This window comes from Bradyrhizobium sp. 62, assembly GCF_023073035.1.
Classification (GTDB): domain Bacteria; phylum Pseudomonadota; class Alphaproteobacteria; order Rhizobiales; family Xanthobacteraceae; genus Bradyrhizobium.
In genome coordinates this window covers 1-18,490 of the sequence record NZ_JADPIT010000004.1, presented here as the reverse complement: position 1 = coordinate 18,490, position 18,490 = coordinate 1, and the positions used below count along the sequence as shown (strand labels likewise).

General features: G+C 63.7%; 19 protein-coding genes and 1 tRNA gene. 9 read left to right on the top strand and 11 right to left on the bottom strand.

Translation table 11 applies throughout. The features are described 5' to 3' along the window. Positions 1–29: 29 nt before the first annotated feature. Together obgE and IVB47_RS02610 are read right to left on the bottom strand one after the other, a co-directional pair. Positions 30–1,070 carry a GTPase ObgE gene (gene obgE / locus IVB47_RS02615; RefSeq protein ID WP_027566428.1) on the bottom strand — a complete coding sequence of 347 codons (1,041 nt, stop codon included), beginning with the start codon at positions 1,068–1,070 and terminating at the stop codon, positions 30–32. Between the two features lie 101 nt (positions 1,071–1,171). Further along, entirely contained in the window at positions 1,172–1,651 is a 480-nt protein-coding gene (locus IVB47_RS02610) for a MaoC family dehydratase (protein WP_027566429.1), read from the bottom strand. A 272-nt stretch (positions 1,652–1,923) separates the two neighbouring features. Here IVB47_RS02610 and IVB47_RS02605 point away from each other — a divergent pair, with 272 nt between their 5' ends. Then, a complete protein-coding gene (locus tag IVB47_RS02605; RefSeq protein WP_247459668.1) occupies positions 1,924–2,838 on the top strand; it encodes a DMT family transporter in 915 nt (304 codons plus the stop codon). 51 nt (positions 2,839–2,889) lie between these two features. Here the strand turns inward: IVB47_RS02605 and IVB47_RS02600 are convergent, their stop codons facing one another. The 3 genes from IVB47_RS02600 to rplU all read right to left on the bottom strand — a co-directional run bounded on the left by IVB47_RS02600 (position 2,890) and on the right by rplU (position 4,399). Then, the gene (locus tag IVB47_RS02600) at positions 2,890–3,483 is read right to left on the bottom strand and encodes a GNAT family N-acetyltransferase (RefSeq protein ID WP_247358153.1); all 594 of its coding nucleotides are present in this window, start codon (positions 3,481–3,483) and stop codon (positions 2,890–2,892) included. Positions 3,484–3,639: 156 nt separating this feature from the next. Next, on the bottom strand, positions 3,640–3,909 hold the full coding sequence (gene rpmA / locus IVB47_RS02595; protein WP_018459863.1) for a 50S ribosomal protein L27: 270 nt from the start codon (positions 3,907–3,909) through the stop codon (positions 3,640–3,642). 97 nt (positions 3,910–4,006) lie between these two features. Beyond that, positions 4,007–4,399, bottom strand: a complete 393-nt coding sequence (gene rplU, locus IVB47_RS02590) for a 50S ribosomal protein L21 (RefSeq protein WP_027566432.1) — start codon at positions 4,397–4,399, stop codon at positions 4,007–4,009. A gap of 333 nt (positions 4,400–4,732) precedes the next feature. On the opposite strand from rplU, the gene IVB47_RS02585 reads away from it, so the two are divergent. Then, entirely contained in the window at positions 4,733–5,878 is a 1,146-nt protein-coding gene (locus tag IVB47_RS02585; protein ID WP_247459666.1) for an ROK family protein, read from the top strand. A gap of 419 nt (positions 5,879–6,297) precedes the next feature. After that, positions 6,298–6,387 (top strand) — tRNA-Ser (locus tag IVB47_RS02580). A 44-nt stretch (positions 6,388–6,431) separates the two neighbouring features. On the opposite strand, the gene IVB47_RS02575 is transcribed toward IVB47_RS02580, so the two are convergent. Further along, positions 6,432–7,343, bottom strand: a complete 912-nt coding sequence (locus tag IVB47_RS02575; protein WP_247459664.1) for a LysR family transcriptional regulator — start codon at positions 7,341–7,343, stop codon at positions 6,432–6,434. Positions 7,344–7,456: 113 nt separating this feature from the next. Between IVB47_RS02575 and IVB47_RS02570 the strand changes: the two genes are divergently transcribed. The 3 genes from IVB47_RS02570 (at position 7,457) to IVB47_RS02560 (ending at position 11,213) form a co-directional block, all read left to right on the top strand. After that, a complete protein-coding gene (locus IVB47_RS02570) occupies positions 7,457–9,097 on the top strand; it encodes an FAD-dependent oxidoreductase (protein WP_247459662.1) in 1,641 nt (546 codons plus the stop codon). 94 nt (positions 9,098–9,191) lie between these two features. Next, on the top strand, positions 9,192–10,172 hold the full coding sequence (locus IVB47_RS02565) for a tripartite tricarboxylate transporter substrate binding protein (RefSeq protein ID WP_247459661.1): 981 nt from the start codon (positions 9,192–9,194) through the stop codon (positions 10,170–10,172). A 180-nt stretch (positions 10,173–10,352) separates the two neighbouring features. Beyond that, the gene (locus tag IVB47_RS02560) at positions 10,353–11,213 is read left to right on the top strand and encodes a DMT family transporter (protein WP_247284816.1); all 861 of its coding nucleotides are present in this window, start codon (positions 10,353–10,355) and stop codon (positions 11,211–11,213) included. A 7-nt stretch (positions 11,214–11,220) separates the two neighbouring features. On the opposite strand, the gene IVB47_RS02555 is transcribed toward IVB47_RS02560, so the two are convergent. Further along, on the bottom strand, positions 11,221–12,435 hold the full coding sequence (locus IVB47_RS02555) for an EAL domain-containing response regulator (RefSeq protein WP_247459659.1): 1,215 nt from the start codon (positions 12,433–12,435) through the stop codon (positions 11,221–11,223). Between the two features lie 365 nt (positions 12,436–12,800). Between IVB47_RS02555 and IVB47_RS02550 the strand changes: the two genes are divergently transcribed. Continuing rightward, positions 12,801–13,025 (top strand): hypothetical protein, encoded by a 225-nt coding sequence (locus IVB47_RS02550; RefSeq protein ID WP_247358148.1) that lies wholly within the window; start codon positions 12,801–12,803, stop codon positions 13,023–13,025. Positions 13,026–13,062: 37 nt separating this feature from the next. Here IVB47_RS02550 and IVB47_RS02545 read toward each other — a convergent pair whose 3' ends face one another. Beyond that, a complete protein-coding gene (locus IVB47_RS02545) occupies positions 13,063–14,226 on the bottom strand; it encodes a hypothetical protein (protein ID WP_247459657.1) in 1,164 nt (387 codons plus the stop codon). A gap of 340 nt (positions 14,227–14,566) precedes the next feature. Here IVB47_RS02545 and IVB47_RS02540 point away from each other — a divergent pair, with 340 nt between their 5' ends. Continuing rightward, a complete protein-coding gene (locus IVB47_RS02540) occupies positions 14,567–15,190 on the top strand; it encodes a helix-turn-helix transcriptional regulator (protein WP_247459655.1) in 624 nt (207 codons plus the stop codon). An 83-nt stretch (positions 15,191–15,273) separates the two neighbouring features. Here IVB47_RS02540 and IVB47_RS02535 read toward each other — a convergent pair whose 3' ends face one another. From IVB47_RS02535 to IVB47_RS02525, 3 genes are all read right to left on the bottom strand, one after another. Further along, positions 15,274–15,522 (bottom strand): hypothetical protein, encoded by a 249-nt coding sequence (locus IVB47_RS02535; protein ID WP_027566442.1) that lies wholly within the window; start codon positions 15,520–15,522, stop codon positions 15,274–15,276. Between the two features lie 123 nt (positions 15,523–15,645). After that, complete coding sequence (locus IVB47_RS02530; RefSeq protein WP_247459653.1) at positions 15,646–16,023, bottom strand: Hpt domain-containing protein; 378 nt, start codon at positions 16,021–16,023, stop codon at positions 15,646–15,648. A gap of 158 nt (positions 16,024–16,181) precedes the next feature. After that, complete coding sequence (locus tag IVB47_RS02525; protein WP_247459651.1) at positions 16,182–16,880, bottom strand: Crp/Fnr family transcriptional regulator; 699 nt, start codon at positions 16,878–16,880, stop codon at positions 16,182–16,184. A gap of 737 nt (positions 16,881–17,617) precedes the next feature. Here IVB47_RS02525 and IVB47_RS02520 point away from each other — a divergent pair. Next, on the top strand, positions 17,618–18,040 hold the full coding sequence (locus IVB47_RS02520) for a response regulator (protein ID WP_247459814.1): 423 nt from the start codon (positions 17,618–17,620) through the stop codon (positions 18,038–18,040). Positions 18,041–18,490 lie beyond the last annotated feature (450 nt).

Below are 18,490 nucleotides of genomic sequence, written 5' to 3'. Positions count from 1 at the left end.
TGGGTCCCGGCCTTCGCCGGGACGACGAATCATACCGACCAAGGCTCCGCTTCGGCCGCGCTCTTCGCTTTCGCAGACACCGGGCTCTCGCCGATCACGTCCGCCAGGGCGCGCAGCGCTTCCTGCACGCCGTCGCCGGTGACCGCGGAGAGCAGCAGCGGCGTCTTCTTGGCGGCGCGCTTCAGCCGCTCCTTCTGCTTCTTCAACTCGTCCGGCTCGACCGCGTCGATCTTGTTCAGCGCGACGATCTCGATCTTGTCGGTGAGCTGTCCGGCATAGGCGTCCAGCTCCGTTCGCACCGTCTTGTAGGCCTTGCCGGCGTGCTCGCAGGTCGCATCGATGAGATGCAGCAGCACGCGGCAACGCTCGACATGGGCAAGGAAGCGGTCGCCAAGACCGACGCCTTCATGCGCGCCTTCGATCAGGCCGGGGATGTCAGCCAGCACGAATTCGCGGCCGTCGGCATTCACGACACCGAGCTGCGGATGCAGCGTGGTGAAGGGATAGTCGGCGATCTTCGGCTTGGCCGCGCTGACCTTGGCGAGGAAGGTCGATTTGCCGGCATTGGGCAGACCGACGAGACCGGCATCCGCGATCAGCTTCAACCGCAGCCAGATCCAGCGCTCCTCGCCGGGCTGGCCGGGATTGGCATTGCGCGGCGCGCGGTTGGTCGAGGTCTTGAAATGTGCGTTGCCGAAGCCGCCATTGCCGCCTTCGGCCAGCACGAATTTTTCGCCGACAGTGGTGAAATCGTGGATCATGGTCTCGCGATCTTCGTCGAAGATCTGCGTGCCCAAGGGGACCTTCAGCACGATCGACTTGCCATTGGCGCCGTGGCGGTCCGAGCCCGAGCCGTTTTCGCCCTTCTGGGCCTTGAAGTGCTGCTGGTAGCGGTAGTCGATCAGCGTGTTCAGCCCGTCGGCGACCTCGATGATGACATTGCCGCCGCGGCCGCCATTGCCGCCGGAGGGGCCGCCGAACTCAATGAATTTTTCGCGGCGGAACGCCACGCAGCCGTTTCCGCCGTCGCCGGAGCGGATATAGACCTTTGCTTCGTCTAGGAATTTCATGGGCCATAGGTAGGCCAGCCGGTCCCGCGCGGCAACCCGGATAGACCCGCAAATCGGCCGAAACCCGGCGATTTGTGGCCTTGCTTAACCACAGGACGACGTCAGAGGGGCCGGCGCCGGATCAGGAATTTCTGCGTGCCATCCAGCACCAGCTCCTTGCGCTGGTTGAACACGGTGCTTTTGAGCGTCACCGCGCCGGTCGAGCGTCCCGGCACCAGCTCGGTGACCTCGAGCGCGGGATAGATTGTGTCGTCGGCGAACACCGGTTTGAGGAACCGGCTGGATTGCTCGAGGAAGCCGACCAGGGAGTCCTCGACCATGAACGGAAACAGGCCTGCGCCGGGTGCGGTGTGGATCAGTGTCTGGAAACCGTGGGCGAGCAGATGCGGCATGCCGCGGCTGCGGCAATACTCCACATCGTAATGCACCGGATGGGTGTCGCCGCTCGCGGTCTGGAATGCCGCGAACACGGCTGTCGTCTGCGTGCGGCTCGGCAGCACGAAGCGCTCGCCGACCACGAAATCCTCAAACCAGCGTTGCGCGGGGATCATGCGATGCCGGGCCGGGTCGAAGTCGGTCATGGCTAAGCTCTTTCCTGGCTCTTTCGTTCGGTGTCGCCCATCGCTACCGCGACGCGAAGACTGCGGCAATCCGTTCAATTCGTCTGGCGTGGGCTTGTCGCGGGCGCTCACGTCATTAAAACGACCGCAAGCGACTCTGGTCGCCGTTTCGACGCTCTCTCCGCTCGTCATTGCGAGCGAAGCGAAGTAATCCAGACTGTCTCCGCGGCAACAGTCTGGGTTGCTTCGTCGCAAGAGCTCCTCGCAATGACGAGTTTCCACGAACGACAGCAATGCCCCTTTTCAAAAATCTCTCGGCCTATGACGAACGCTCGGCGCGGCTGGCCGGGATTGCACTCATGGTGCTGTCGATCTTCATGTTCTCGTTCGGCGATGCCATGGGCAAGTTCCTGGTCGGGACTTATTCGGTGGGGCAGCTGCTGTTCCTGCGCGCCTGCGCGGCGCTGCTGCTGCTGTCGCCGCTGGTCTGGCGGCAGCGTCACCAGTTCCTGCATCTGGAGCGCCCGGGCCTTCAGCTCTTTCGCGTCGTGTTGTCGACGCTGGAAGTGGCGGCGTTCTTCCTGGCGACGGTCTACCTGCCGCTCGCCGACGTCATCACCTATTATCTCGCCGGGCCCATTTTCGTCACCGCGATGTCGGCGATCTTTCTCGGCGAGAAAGTCGGCTGGCGGCGCTGGACGGCGATCCTGGTCGGCTTCTGCGGCGTGCTGATCGCGCTGCGGCCATCGGCACAGACCGTGAGCCTGCCGGCGCTGATCGCGCTTGGCGGCAGTCTTTCCTTCGCAACGCTGATGCTGATCACGCGCAGCCTGCGCAAGACGCCCGATATCGTGATGGCGTCGTCGCAATTCGTCGGCACGTTCTTGCTGGGTGCGGTGCTGTCGGCGTTCCACTGGGTGCCGCCGACACCGGGCAGCCTCGTGATCTTCGCGCTGGCGGGATGCGTCTCGGTCACGGCGCTGTTCTGCGTCAACCGCTCGCTCAAGCTCGCGCCGGCCAGCGTCGTCGTGCCCTATCAATATTCGATGATCGTCTGGGCGGTGATCTTCGGCTTCGTCGTGTTCGGCGACGTGCCCGAGATCGCCACCATCATCGGCGCCGCCATCATCATCGGCGCCGGGTTCTATATTTACTTGCGTGAGCGCGATCTCGGGGGTGGAGGCGGAGAGGTGAATCCGCCGGCGTAACCACGCTGTCGTCCCGGCCTTCGCCGGGACGACATGTGGTGAGAGTTGGGCCTACCTCACGCGCCTCGCACTGCTCCAGCTCTTCAGCGACGCCCACACGCCGCGCGAGAGCCGGAAGCAGTCGACCGGCGTGGACGAGCCCAGCGCCAGGAAACGGTGCAGCTGGACGCCGCTCCACTGGAAGCCGCATTTCTCCAGCACGTTGCGCGAGGCCGGGTTGGTGACGCGCGCGCCTGCATAGAGATGATCGTCCTCGAACTCCTCGAAAAAGAAGTCGATCGCGCCGCGCGCGGCCTCGGTGGCAAAGCCGCGGCCCCAATGCTCGACGCCGAGCCAATAGCCGAGCTCGGCATTGCCGGGCGTCGAGCAGTCGATACCGACCATGCCGATGGGGCCGCTGTCATGCTCGATCAGGAACACGGTCTCGCCGCCGGGCACGGCGGTGGCGCGGATGAAGGCGACGGCGTCGTCCTGCGAATAGGGATGCGGGAGGCGCCTTGTGTTTTCGGCGACGCGAGGATCGTTGGCGAGGAGGGCGATGGTCCTGACGTCGGCGAGGGTCGGCCGCCGCAACGTCAGCCGCTCGGTGGCGACGACGCTCGGTCTCGCCTCCCGCAAGGTCACGCTCGAAAAATCCTGCAACATGTCCGGCTCCGTCGAAGTCACTAAAGTGAAAAGTGAGCACGCAAACGAAAGGGGAGGCCGGTTTCCCGCCTCCCCTGGAGCCTTCGATCTATTTTGATCTCAAGGACTCCGCCGGTTCGGTCTGGGACCCGGCGGACTCCAAATTTGATCCACCGTCTATTCAGCCGCCTCTGCGAGCGGGAGCACCGAGATGAAGGTGCGGCCGTTGGCTTTGGCCTGGAACGTTACGCGGCCCTCGATCTTGGCGAACAAGGTGTGGTCCGTGCCCATGCCGACATTAAGGCCGGGATGCCAGGTGGTGCCGCGCTGACGCGCAATGATGTTGCCGGGAATCACAACTTCCCCGCCGAACGCCTTGATACCGAGGCGCTTGCCCTTGGAATCGCGACCGTTGCGCGATGAACCGCCTGCTTTTTTGTGAGCCATGGCTCGTCTCCGAAATCCTGAGTATTTCTAGATCAATTCCTTGACGGAATCATTTCACAATTTCTCACGCATCACTTCGTGATTGCGCGTGATCAAATTATGCGGCGGCCTCTTCGGTCGTGGTCTCTGGCTTGACGACCTTTTCCCGCTTCGGACGCGGCCCCTTGGTGGGCTTGGCGCCGTCCGTCAGGATCTCCGAGATGCGCAGCACGGTGATCTCGTCGCGATAGCCGCGCTTGCGGCGCGAGTTCTTGCGGCGGCGCTTCTTGAAAGCGATGACCTTGGGACCGCGCTTGTGGTCGAGCACCTCGACCGCGACGGAGGCGCCGGCGACCGTGGGCAGACCCAGGATCGGCGTGTCGCCGCCGACCAGGAGAACTTCATTGAGCTGCACGATCGAGCCGACTTCGCCTTCGATCTTGCCTACTTCCAGGACATCATCCGGAACGACGCGGTACTGCCGGCCGCCGGTTTTGATGACTGCGAACATCGTTGTTTTCCTTCGTGTTCATTCCCGGCCTCGCGACATGGTGTCGGGGCCGGCTTTTTGTCAGTCGTTATGGGTTTATGCGAGTCTTGCGCGGGCGGGAGTTATCCCTTTGAAAACCCACGCAAAAACAAGCGGCGCGAGAAACGCCCCGCGCCGGTTGCGGGATTTATAGCCGCTGATCCCCTGGAGTCAAGGAAAAGCCGGCGAAAACGGCCCGATTTGAAGCATTTAGGCCCGATCCGGCCCCGCAGGCGAATTTCGGACCGCGCCGCAACCAACAGGTTCCCCCGCCGTTGTCTCCGCGAATTCAGTCAGACGGGCAAGGGGCTTACCATGGCGACAGACGAGCTGGTCAAGACGACGACGGGCATCGCCCATCACGGCGCCGAGCGGCTGCCCTCGGTGGATATCGACAGCTTCAACATCGAGATGAAGGACGAGGACGGCTTCATCGGCGACCGCGCCAGCAAGGGCGCGTTCCGCGAGATCCTCGAGCGCTGGCGCAAGCCGCTGCGCAAGTCCGGCGAGGACCCGTTCGGCAAGGAGCCGTCCGACGAGATCAGCAAGAAGACGCTGGATGCCATCCTGGTCGGTGACGACACCGAGGCCTGGGCGGTGGTGCATAGCGCCATCGAGGACTTCGCCCAGGAGCTCGCTTACGTCACCCGCCGCTTCCTCAAGTCCAAGGCCTGGGCCAAGACCGAGCGCATCGTGGTCGGCGGCGGCTTTCGCGATTCCCGGCTCGGCGAGCTCGCGATCGCGCGCACCGAGATCATCCTCATGTCCGAGGATTTCAAGATCGACATGGTGCCGATCCGTCATCATCCCGACGAAGCCGGCCTGATCGGCGCGCTGCATCTGGCGCCGTCATGGATCTTCGAGGCCCATGACAGCATCCTCGCCGTCGATATCGGCGGCACCAACATCCGCTGCGGCCTGGTGGAGACCAGCTGGAAAAAGGCAAAAGACCTGTCGAAAGCCAAGGTCGTGAAGTCCGAGCTGTGGCGTCATGCCGACGACGAGCCGACGCGCGAAGGCGCGGTGAAGCGGCTCACCAAGATGCTGAAGGGGCTGATCACCGAGGCCGAAAAGGAAGGCTACAAGCTGGCGCCGTTCATCGGCATCGCCTGTCCCGGCGTGATCAACGCGGACGGCTCCATCGAGAAAGGCGCGCAGAACCTGCCGGGCAATTGGGAGAGCAGCAAGTTCAACCTGCCGGCGAGCCTGCTCGAGGGCATTCCGCAAATCGGCGAGCACGACACCGCGATCCTGATGCACAATGACGGCGTGGTTCAGGGCCTCTCCGAGGTGCCGTTCATGCAGGACGTCGATCGCTGGGGCGTGCTCACCATCGGCACCGGCCTCGGCAATGCCCGCTTCACCAACCGCCGCAAGGACAACGGCAAGGACAAGGATAACGGAAAAGACGGGGATTCCACGGGCAACGGGAAGAAAAAGGCCAAGTCCGACAAGGAGTAACCTTGACTGGTTAGGTTAAGGACCGGATTGCGTTGCGGTGCACGGGCCGCACGCTACGGTCGGAACCGTCGCCTCACCTGGCCGGCGAAGCCGCCCTTCCCAGCCAGAGTTTTAATGAGCGGCACCGGGACCGCCAGTGTTTACCGCGTCTGGCGGTCCCACCCCGCCTTTTGCGGGTACCAGTGATTCGGGCACCGACGTGCCGCATCGGGCTTGCGCCGGGTCAGTGGCGAACGGCTCAGGCCCATTCCCGCGCAAACCGCCGCCGAAATCCGTGATCGCCCCCGATCATCACCGTGACATCGTGGGTCCAGCCGGAAAACCGGCCCGATTTTCGCCCTCCCAGCCTTGTCTGGCCCGCCATCCTCGCCTATTAACGCCCGAACCACAGGGGCCATGCTCCTTACTTGGCGCCTTCAGGAGAGGTGGCAGAGTGGTCGAATGCACCGCACTCGAAATGCGGCATAGGTGCAAGCCTATCGGGGGTTCGAATCCCTCCCTCTCCGCCAACATCATCCGCCACAACAAAACGGCTTACAGAAAGCTCGGTAGATCAGTCTGATCTTGCCGGCTCTCGCTCCGACAGCACCGTCCGCGCCGTCGCCACAAACGCCTGCGCGGCTGGCGACAACGTCCGCCCTTGGCGCTGCAGCAGCGACACCGGGCGGGTGATGGCAGGGCGTATCAGCGGCTTTGCGATCAGAGTCGGAAATTGATCCGCCGGCAGCATCGTCGCAGGAAGGATCGCGAGGCCGAGACCCTGCGCCGTCATGGCGAGTGCGGTGTTGATCAGCGTCACTTCATAGGTTGGGTTGAGGTGCTTGCCCTGGGTGCCCAGCGCCTGATCGATCTGCATGCGAATCCGCGTTTCGCGTCGCATCGCGATCGTGGGCATCTGAGCCAACTCGTCCCATGTCAGCGAGCGGCGTGCCGCGAAGTCGGCGGTGCGCCGGCCGATGGCGCTCAGGCGGCCGCGGGTCAGCGTCTCGATCGTCAGCTCCGCGAATTCTCCCTCGACGCTGCCGATCGCGAACTCCGCATCCGTCGCGCTCAGACGCGGAACGAGATCGTCGGCGGCGACGTCGCGCATGTCGATTTCGATGTCGGGATAGCCTGCCCGGAATTTAGCGAGCACCGAGGGCAGCAGTGCCGATGCGGTACCGGCTGAGGCGAGAAACGCGACCCGGCCGGCGCGCGCCTGCGCCAGGTCGCGCATGCGCCGCGACAGGCCCAGCGCATCACCCAGCATGCGTTCGGCGGCGTGAACTGCCTCGTCAGCAGCCAGCGTCGGCTGCACCGAACGCGTGGAGCGATCGAACAGTTTGACGCCGAGCTGCGCTTCGAGCTGCTGGATCAATAGGCTCGCCGCCGATTGCGTGATTCCCAGCTCGCGCGCGGCCCGCGTGATGCTGCGCGTCCGGTACACGCCGGTGAAGGCCTGCAATTGCCGCAAGGTGACGTTCATAGGCAAAGCTCATGAATTGATGAGTTCTTTCCGGCTTATCACATAAGCGAGCATGCAATAAAATGCATGCCGTGGACGGTGAAGTCGCGATCGCCAAGGGATCGGAAACGAACATGAGAACACAGGTGCTGGTGGTGGGCGCCGGGCCCGTTGGATTGACCGCGGCGATGGATCTGGCTTCCCGTGGGATCGACGTCGTGGTCGCGGAGATCCGCCATGCCGGCGATCCGCCCAGCGTCAAATGCAACCACGTCTCGGCGCGTTCGATGGAGATCTTCCGCCGGCTCGGTGTCGCCGCAAAGCTGCGCGACGCAGGCCTGCCCGCGGATTTCCCGAACGACTGCTCCTACCGAACCACGGCGACCGGCATCGAGCTGTGCCGCATCGACATTCCCTCGCGCGCACGCCGCTACAGCGCCACCGGTGGCCCCGATACCTGGTGGCCGACGCCGGAGCCGCCGCACCGGATCAACCAAGTCTATCTCGAGCCGATCCTATTCAGCCATGCCGCCGCTCAGTCGCGCATCACCATTCTGGCGCGCACGGAAATCACGGACATCGAGCAGAATGACGACCATGTGGTCGCACTGGCGCGCGACCTCGACAGCGGAAGCTCGCTCCGCATCGAGGCTTCCTTTGTGATCGGTTGCGATGGCAGCCGTTCCCTGGTTCGCAAATCGATCGGTGCCAACCTGTCCGGCACGCCGGTGATCCAGCGGGTGCAATCGACCTTCATCGAAGCGCCGCAGCTCAAGGAGCTGATGGGCGCGCACAAGCCGGCCTGGATGGTGCTCTCGCTCAACCCGCGACGTTCAGGCACGACGGTGGCGATCGACGGTCATGACCGCTGGCTGATCCACAATCACCTAAAGGCAGACGAACCCGAATTTGATTCGGTCGATCGGGATTGGGCGATCCGCGCCATTCTCGGCGTCGACGAGCGCTTCGAATACCGCGTCCTCAGCAAGGAGGACTGGGTCGGCCGCCGGCTTGTCGCCGATCGCTTCCGCGACCGCAGGGTCTTCATCTGCGGCGACGCCGCGCATCTGTGGATGCCATATGCGGGCTACGGCATGAATGCGGGCATTGCGGATGCCGTCGACCTGTGCTGGCAGGTGGCGGCGCATCTGAACGGGTGGGCGCCGGCTTCGATCCTCGATGCCTACGAGGCGGAGCGTCAGCCCATCACCGAACAGGTGTCGCGCTTTGCCATGGAGCATGCGATGAAGATGATGGCGCAGCGTGGCGGAGTCTCCGCGGAGATCGAGGACGACACGCCGCGCGGCCACGCGGCGCGCGCAGCGCTGGCCAGGGCGGCCTACGATCTCAACGTGCAGCAATATTGCTGCGCCGGATTGAACTTTGGCTACTATTACGATGCCTCGCCGATCATTGCCTATGACGGCGAGACGCCGCCGGCCTACGCGATGGGCAGCTTCACGCCCTCCACCGTGCCGGGCGCTCGCGCGCCGCACCTGTTTCTGCGGGACGGGCGATCGCTCTACGATGCCTTCGGCGCCGGCTACACTTTGCTGCGGTTCGATCCGGCGATCGATGTGGCGCCATTGAAGTCTGCCGCAGAGCAGCGCCGCATTCCGCTCGCGCTGGTCGACATCGCGCCAGACGAAGCGAACGGCGCGTATGCCGAGAAGCTGGTGCTGGCGCGGCCCGATCAGCACATCGCCTGGCGCGGGCAGGCCGCGCCCGCGGACCCACAAGGCTTGCTGACGCGCATTACTGGCGCTTCGGCGTAAGGCGATTTGAAGCGGACGGTCTCGCGACGAAGTCCGTCAGGACGTGGTTTACAAAGTCGTGGTTCACAAACAAGAACGCACCGGGGAGGGAAACGTGTTTCACGTTGCAAGCCGCCGCATTTTGGCCGTGCTGACGGCCGCGAGTTTCGCCGTGCTGCCGTTGGAAGCGAGCCGAGCGGCCTATCCCGAGCAATTGATCAAGATCATCGTGACCTTTCCGCCCGGCGGCAGCGCCGATACCGTCATCCGCGCGCTCGAACCGCTGGTCACTGCCGAGCTCAAACAGGGTCTCGTGATCGAGAACCGCGCGGGTGCTGGAGGCAACATCGGCATGGCCGCGGTCGCGCAGGCCAAGCCTGATGGCTATACGCTCGGTGTCGCGCCGGCAGGTAGCCTGACGGTGAATCCGCATCTCAATTCGTCGATGCCGTTCGATCCGAAGGATCTTGCGCCGATCACCCTGCTCGCGGAAATTCCCTTCGTGCTGGTTGCGTCAGCGAACGTGCCGGCGCATACGGTCGCGGAAACGATCGCGCTTGCCAAGGCCAAGCCGGGCGCATTGTCGATCGGGCATGGCGGCAATTCGACCGCCATGCACTTGACCGCGGCACTGTTCACGCAGAAGACCGGGATCGCCATGGAGCTGGTCCCTTATCGCGGGACCGCGCCGGCGACGGTCGACGTTCTCGCAGGCCATGTCCCCTTCGCGGTGCTGGATATCCCCGCATCGAGACAACTGATCCTCGAAGGCAAGCTTAACGCCATCGGTGTGTCGTCTGCCCAGCGTCTTTCGTCCTTGCCCGATGTGCCGACACTCGCCGAGAGCGGGATTGCGGGTTTCGAATCCGTTGGCTGGTTCGGGCTGGTTGCTCCGGCCGGCACGCCAGCCGATATCGTCGGCCGGTTGAACGAAGCCTTCGGAAAAGCCCTGAAGGACCCTTCGGTGGTCGAGAAGATCCGGACGCTTGGCGCAGAGCCTGCGCCGACCTCGCCCGAGCAGTTCAGCCGCTTTATCCAAAGCGAAAGCTCGAAATGGGGAAAGCTGATCAGTGAAGCGGGCATCAAGGCGAATTAAGTGTCGCCCAGTCAGACGATTCCGCCCCGCGTAAGTCATTGATCTTGCAGCACCGGTCTACTGTGCATGGGGTTGTTTTCGCGCTTTTTGTTGTTGGGCGTTGGAAAGCTTACAGGTAATCGTCACGCCGCCCCCGGCTGGTCTCTCCAGTTGGGATCCACCGACAAGGGCGAGACGGGCATGCAATCTTCCGGCAGCGGCTGGGGCAACGGGCTTCTTGGCGTCATCATCTTCAGCGGCTCGCTGCCGGCGACGCGCGTGGCGGTCGGCGGGTTTTCCGCGCTGTTCCTGACCTCGGTGCGCGCGGTCATCGCGGCGCTGATCGGTGTGGCCGTGCTCGGCCTGCTCCGTCAGGCGCGGCCGGCGCGTGGGGATCTCGTCTCGCTCGCCATCGTCGCCATCGGCGTCGTGGTCGGTTTTCCCTTGCTGACGGCGCTCGCGCTCCAGCACATCACCTCGGCGCATTCGATCGTCTTCATCGGGCTGTTGCCGCTGTCGACCGCGATCTTCGGCGTGCTGCGCGGCGGCGAGCGGCCGCAGCCGATGTTCTGGCTGTTCTCTATTCTCGGCAGCGCCACGGTCGCCGGCTTTGCGCTGTCCAACGACGGTACCGCATCGCTCACCGGCGATCTGCTGATGGTCGCCGCGATCGTGCTGTGCGGGCTCGGCTATGCCGAAGGCGCCGCGCTGTCGCGCCGGCTCGGCGGCTGGCAGGTGATCTCCTGGGCGCTGCTGCTGTCGCTGCCGCTGATGGTGCCGGTCGCGATTTGGACCTGGCCCTCGACATGGAGCGGCATCAGTGTGCCCGCCTGGATCGGGCTCGCCTACGTCTCGGTCTTCAGCATGTTCGTCGGTTTCATCTTCTGGTATCGCGGGCTCGCGATCGGCGGCATTGCCCGTGTCGGCCAGTTGCAGCAGCTCCAGCCGTTCTTCGGTCTCGCGCTTGCAGGCTGGCTTCTGCACGAACCGGTCGCCTGGAGCATGATCGCGGCGACCGCGCTCGTGGTCGCCTGCGTGTTCTTCGCGCGGCGGTTTGCCTGAGGCGGCCTCACGCGCCCCCCATCACCGTCCGCGTCAGCGTACTCCGCGCAAACTTCTTCAGCGGCATCGGCTTGCCGAACAGAAACCCCTGCACGAGGTCGAAGCCGAGCTCGTTCGCTGCGACCAGGTCGGCGCGGCTCTCGACGCCCTCGGCGACGGCACGCACGCCATAGCCATGGGAAAGCTCGACGATGTGGCGGCACACGGTGCGCTTGAGACGATCAGTGCCGCTGCCGGTGACGAAGTGCCGGTCCGCCTTCAGCTTGATGAAGGGAATTTTGTCCTTGTCCATCAGCGATGGCCAGTTGGCGCCGAGATTGTCGATCGACAGGCCGATATTGTGCAGACGCAGTTCGCGGGCGACCTCGACCAGGAGATCGAGGTCGCGGATCGCCTCCTCGCTGTCGATCTCGATCGTCAGCCCGCCGAACGCCGGATGGGTCGGCATGCGGCGGCAGAGATCGCGCACGGCCTGCGGCTCCTTCAGATATGACGCCGGCAGGTTGATCGCGAGATCGACCGGGCTCTGCTGCTCCAGCAGATAGTGCCAGTCCTGCATGGCGCGCTCGATCACGAATTCGGAGAGGTCGCGCATATTCGGGTCGTGCTCTTCGGGGATGAAATAGGCGGGCGGCACCACGCCCCAGGTCGGATGCCGCATCCGCACCAGCGCCTCGGCGCTATTGCGGATCAGCGTGCGCGCGTCGATCTTGGGCTGGTACCAGAGCTCGAGCCAGCCGGCGTGCAGGGCCTCGCCGACATGCACGGCCGGGCTCGGCGCCGGCTCCTCGGGCAACAGCATCGCGACGCGGTCGCGCAGCGTCTCCGCGGCAAACGGCGTGGTCAGCGGCGGCAGCATCTTGAGGCCGTATTCCTCGCCGACCTGCTGCACGGCCCTGACGATGATCGACTCGCGGGCGCCCACAGTCAGAACCCTGCCGTCGAAGGCCTCGCGCACCAGCGTCTCCAGAAATTTGCCGGGCTCGATGCCGTCGGCGGCGATGCCGAGCAGGATCAGGTCGGGCAATTCGCTCGTCAGCACGCTCTGCAGCTCCTCGGCGCTGGCGCATTCGGTGGTGACGAAGCCGAGATCCTCCAGCACTTCCGCGAGAAACGCGCGAAGATGGCGCTTGCCGTCGGCGACGCATGCGCGCGGCTTCACCTTTCGCCGTCCGAAGGTCTTCGGCCTTCGTTCGGCGAGTTCTACAATGTCGTCGTTCATCGCAAGCACTCCCGTTCCGTGCCGGTGTGTTAGCGACGTGAGCAGTTTCAAATATGGAAGGCTTCAGTCGATCGTCGAATTATCTGGGTAACGTTAAAGCACCCATCATGTCTAAAATTGTCTGGGTCTCGTTCGAGAAGTTTTTACGTCTGCCCGCGCATCGGGCGCAGGGTTGCGACAATCACGAGAGATTTCGCGACGTGCAGTAAGGCTGCATGCGCGCGCACTGTCCTGCAATTGGACCAAGCCGCGCGCGCCTCGCCCAATTGAATAATGGAGCGCCTCAATTGCGCGTCATGCGCGCATTTTTCCCGGTTCGCTCGTGACGGTTCTGCGACAATGCGTCGGTGCGCGCTGGCGCCAATGTGAAGCACATCACAAGCGGATTGCTGCAGGTGCGCTATTGCTCTGGCAGCCGGTGGTGGGCTGTCGAGGATCGCAGCAATGACGTCGCGGCGAATAATGTATTGGTGGTTCAGGTTCGTGCTGTCAGGACGATTTCTCGATCGCTTCCTGTGCCTGCCGCGCGCGCACTGAGCATGATCCGGAAAAGTGTGCAGCGGTTTTCCGACAAGATCATGCTCAACTGACAAGTTAAAGCGCGCCAGGCGCGCTTTAGTCGCGGGATCAGGTTTGGCCGATCAGCTTGCGCAACGCGGCCGCGCCGTCCTCGATCACATCGCGTCCCTTCCAGGCCAGATAGGACAGCTTTCCGCCGAGCGTGTCGTGGCTGCGTAGCCGGCGCGAGCCGAGAATGTGGCCGACATTGGAGGGGAAGCGGCTCACCTCGGCGGACACCAGCGCCGCGATCGCGTCCATCAATTGCTGGAGCCGAATGCCCCATTCGCAATGTTCGATGCCGTCGATCCGCACCTTGAGCGCATATTCGGTGTCGTAGATCTCGGCGAGCAGGTCGCGCGCAATCAGCACCCGGTTGTGCCGGAGCGCGATGCGCAAGGCGAGGCGCCTGTCGTCGAGCTGGTCGAGCACCATGTGAACGACGCAGGCATAGGGCGTGGCTGCGACATCGGCGGCGCTTTTGCTCGCGGCGGCCTTGGTGGCAAGGCGCACCAATTGCCAGAACGTCTTCAGCCGCTTGGCCACCAGCGTGAGCGCGAACGGCAGCGCCTCGGGATGGGCCTTCTTGAAGGCGTCCAATCGTGCGGTGATCTGATCAACGGTGCCGTCGTCGAATTTCGCGATCTTCTCGGGCAGCTTTTCGCTGAACTTCGGCAGCGCGGCGCCAGCGCGCAGCACATGTTGCATCTTCTTCACGTCGTCGAAGGCGGTGCGCGATGCCGTATATTGCGCGAGCTTGCCGCGCGCGAACTCGGTGCTCTCCGCCGATGCGAGGGTGCTCTCGAGAACCTTGACGACCTTGGTCTGGAAGGTCGATGCGATCTTCAGCACTTCCTTCTGGTTGTTGGCGGCGACCTGGTCGCTGATCGCCTTGATGTAGTCGCGCGCCATGGTCGGCAGCAGGTCGCGGCAGATCCACTCCCAGATGGGGGTGAGGGTGTTGCGCGAGATCCGCCCCACATTGGCATGCTCGGGCGCGCCGTCGATCAGAAGCAGCTCGAGCGGCGCAAAGAAATGGCGCGAGGGACTGGTGGCGCGCGCCTGGCTCGATCCGTCCTTGCGAAACTCGGCGCGCAACCGGGACTGGAGGTCGGACGAGCCCGGCATGTCGATGCCGCAAAGCTCAAGCCGTTCGAGTTCGCTGAGCAGGCAGCTGCGCGACAGGGGCGTCAGCTTCTGCAAGAAGTTCGATAGCTGGTCGATCTCGTTCATGGCACGCAATCTTCCGCAACGATTCCAGCAGGCCTATCGGCTGCATGCATGGAGGCATTTGCGCGCTCTCAATTGCGACATAGAGAAGCAAGCCGCCGTTAATATATCGGTAAAATCCGACGCCGGAGGTATTCGGCGCCGATCGGATCGTTAAGACGGCTTCGGGTCATCAGCCCATCATTGGGGCAGTTTCGGCAACCTGAGACTGTTGAGGGGCGTTGCCACTCAAGCATAAAGTGTGCCTGTGCCGGCGTTTCAGCACAAAACTGCCAAATTCACCGTAGTCTTACGGAGCAAAAAGTTAACTACAGATCGCGTGGGGTTCCGCTAAACGAGTGACATGGGGTCACAGAATGACACGGCCACTGATTCGCGGCCGTCGGAATGGTACGAAAGCAGCGCCGCTCCAACTGAAGAGCTCGATGTCGTCCGCCTGAACGCCGCCCGCGCCAAGGCCGCCGACGAAATGGCCGCCGCCATCGCTCGCGAGCTCAACGGTCCCCTCACGGCGCTCCTGCTCTACATGGGCGAAATCAAGCATCACAGCGATCAGCTCGCGCCGGTGACGGGTGATCGTGCCTATTTGCAGCGGGTCGTGGAGAATGCACTGGTGCAGACCGAACGGGTTTGTGGCCTCGTCAAACAGCTTGCCGGTTCTCACACGGGTGGCCTGCCGATCGCGTCCAGGGCCGAGGACGCCGAATCGAAGCTCGCGCGCGCACCACAGCCGCAGCGCCTGCCGAGCGCCGAAATGCTCGGCCTGTCAGGCCAGAAGCGGCTGACCAAGCGCGAGCGCGAGGTGCTGAGGCTGATCAGCGAGGGATATTCGAACAAGCAGGGTGCGCTTCGGATGCAGATCAGCCCGCGCACCTTCGAGAGCCATCGCGCCGAGGCGATGCGCAAGCTCGGCGCGCGCAACACGGCGGACCTCGTCCGTGCGGCGCTGATGCATTCGATCGACTGAAGGGTCTTGCCTCGGCCAGCCCGCCAGCGGCGAGGGCCACGCGTGAGAGATTTCTCGAGAAAAACCCGCGGCTCCGATCGTGCTCAGAAATAATCTTCGGCGAAGGGACGCGTGCGCGACGAGGGCCGCAGCGGCTTGAGCTCTTCCTTCGGCGCGTTGGGAATGATCGTGATAGTCCAGCGGGGCGGCATGCTCGATTCCTGCTCCAGCACCGAGCGCACGAAGCCGGTCACCGTCTCCTCGCCAGCGGCCACCGTTGCCATCCGGCCGTTGAACTGTGCGATGCGGAAGCGACGAACTTCTTTCTGGTCCGCGGTCTCGTAGGTGAACATGGAAACCCTCCTGGTTTCCGGCGACTATCGCTGCCTATGATTAGCCATCTGTGAAAATCCCAAGCCGTAGAAGTACGGCGGGCATGCACGCGTGAGTGGTTACGGCGTTTTCGAGCGAGCGCGTCAGCCCTCCGGCTCCTGCGCGCGCCCGGCGGCATAGGCCGCGTCCATCAGCTCCAGGAGGTCGCGAAATCCGGCGTCGCCAAGGCTCTCCGCGGTCTTCTCCAGCCGCAGCGCCAGCGCCGCGAGCCGGACATAGCCGAACGTCCCGGCCGCGCTCTTCAGCGAATGCGCTTCGCGCGCGATCCTGCCGTGATGTTGCGCGAGCGCGAGCGAACGAAACAATTTTAGGCGCGCGCAGGTGTCGCTCCAGAACACGTCGCGCACTTCGCAAGCACCGTCCTCGCCGATCTCGCGCACCAGCGCCTGATATGCGCCCGGCTCGCGCGCGGGCTCGGCATCAAGCGCTGTCTGCGCCGGCGCGGCGGTGACTTCGAACATGGTTTGGCCTGCCTTGAACACGGTTCGTTTGCCGCCGGCCCGGACAGGCGCGCGCGGCACGTTGCGTGTCTACGGCATCCGGATTTCAGTTCCGGTAGCAGGACAATCCGTGTTTGCGGGCCGGAATTAGCGGACGGTTTACCACGCCGCAGCACCAGTCAGCGCGGGCCGAGCAGCCGGTCATACTGCGCCTTCACGGCGGCGTAGCATTCGCACGCCGTCTGGCGCAGGCCGTCCAGGTTGAGGATCTGGATGTGTCCGCGGCTGTAGTGAATGAAATTCGCCTGCTGCAGGGTATTGGCGACCAGCGACACGCTGTTCCGCCGAGCGCCGATCATCTGCGCCATCGCCTCCTGGGTCAGCAGCAGCCGGTAATCGCCGGAGAGGTCGTGGGTGTGCAGCAGGCAGCGCGACAGCCGCGCCTCCACCGGATGAGCGGCGTTGCACCCCGCGGTCTGCTGCACCTGCGCGTAGACCGCCAGCCCGTGACGCGTGAGCAGCGTCCGCAGAGTGCCGCTCTGGTCGGCCGCGACGCGCAGCCGATCGAGATCCATCATCGAGGCGGAGCCGGGAACCAGCACGATGGCCGTGTTCAGCGCGCAGGCATCGCCCATGGTCGAGAGCGTTCCGAGCAGGCTGTCGCGGCCGATCATGGCGACTTGCACGTGCTCGCCCCTGGCGAGCTCCACCACCAGCGAGATGACGCCGCGATGGGGAAAGTAGGCGCGCTTGAGCGTTTCGCCGGTCTCGACCAGCACCGCCTCATGCGGCAGGTCGCCCGTACGCAGGTGCGGACGGATCAATTCGTAATCGTCTGCCGACAGCGCGGACAGGAAACCGTTGGAGGAACGCACCATCGTTTCCAAAGTAGCCTCCCGTCTTCCGGACCAGCGGGCCGCAGCACACGAAACTGCTTGCCGCCCGGCCAAGTTCCATCATGTTCCCCTCGGGATATGTTGGCAATTGGGACAAGTTGTCCGATCGGTGATCGCCGCCGCGACGCCGCCCTCCCCAAAGACAGATTCCCTGACCATTCGCCGGTACCGATCCGGGAACCCAGCAGATCCAGATTGTCGGCTGGCGCATCGGGTTTGGAGGATGGTCGCGGTCATGGTTGATCCGACGCATTTCGAAGTGATCCGCGCCGCGTCCGATTCGCCATTCAGTTGCGCGACAACAAAGTGTATTATAATGGTTGTGTTGCTCCGCGTATACCTGTTGGGGGGCAGACGGCCGGTGCATTTGCGGCGGAAATGAGAATGGCACGCTGATTCGCTCATAAGCCTGCGCGCCAGCCTGCAAGGGTTGCGCAGGTAAAAGCGGCAAGGGGCCTTCATGAGCCGGAAGCATTGCATCCGCACTGCCATCGGACGCCGGGCGATCCGTGCACCCTCGTTAGTCGGACGAGTGGCTACCGTCCTCAAACATTGCTTCGAATCTTGGCGCCGCGTGGCCGCAGATTTCGCGTCCATTGTCTTCCCCGCTCCGCCAAGCAGGTTCTCAACAGTCCATTTCTCGAGCAAAGGAGCATGGCGTGCGCCACGGTTCAATTATTGAATCGCCAAATCGGGAAGCTCAAACGGGGACAGAAGGTCTGCGCCATATTCTCGTCGTCGACGACGACCCGATGGTCTGCATGGCCATCGAGGTCTATCTCCAGCGCAACGATTTTCGGGTGACGATCGCCGAAGGAGGGGAAGCCGGACTTCGCGCGCTCGAACACGAGCAGTTCGATCTGATGATCATCGATATCTTCATGCCGCACATGCGCGGGTTCGAATCGGTCAGGATCTTTCACGAGCGGGCGCCGGCCGTTCCGCTGATTGCGATGTCCGGCTACGCGTTCGCAAATTTGAATTCGCCAGCTCCCGATTTCCTCCGGATGGCGCTGGAGCTCGGTGCGGCGCGGTGTCTGCGCAAGCCGTTCACGCCGCACGCGCTGCTCGCCGCCATCAACGATTGCCTGGCGGAGCACCGTCCCTACGGCGACCTCGCCTCGGCCGCGCGCCTGGGTTAGCGCCGACACCGGCCGCAGTGGACGCCGGTAACGGATCGTTTACCGCAAATGCGGGTCTTGCGTATCCCGGCAGAGCACCAAGCGAACGTGGCGGGACCGCCCCGGATTGCAGGCGGCTCGATACAATTCCGCGAAGACCGCGCATATCGTCCTTCACGAGCTGGGCTTTCCCGCGCGCCTGGTCCCGCTGTTATCGGCACGTTCACCTCACGCGTCTCGCCGTTGCGGCGTGGTGCCGGTTTGCCGAAAAACGCTGTCGTATGCGATCGAACGGCAAACTTGTCTTCAATATCCGTATTAGCACGGAGGATGAAATTAACGGGACCGTGAAAGGGGATGTCTAACGATCCAAGGCGGGGACTTCCGTTCATGCCAAGCGTGGCTCGGGCGTCGAGTCCAGATCCAGGTCAGTAAGGCGTAGCTCATGGATGATCTGTTGCGGGAGTTTTT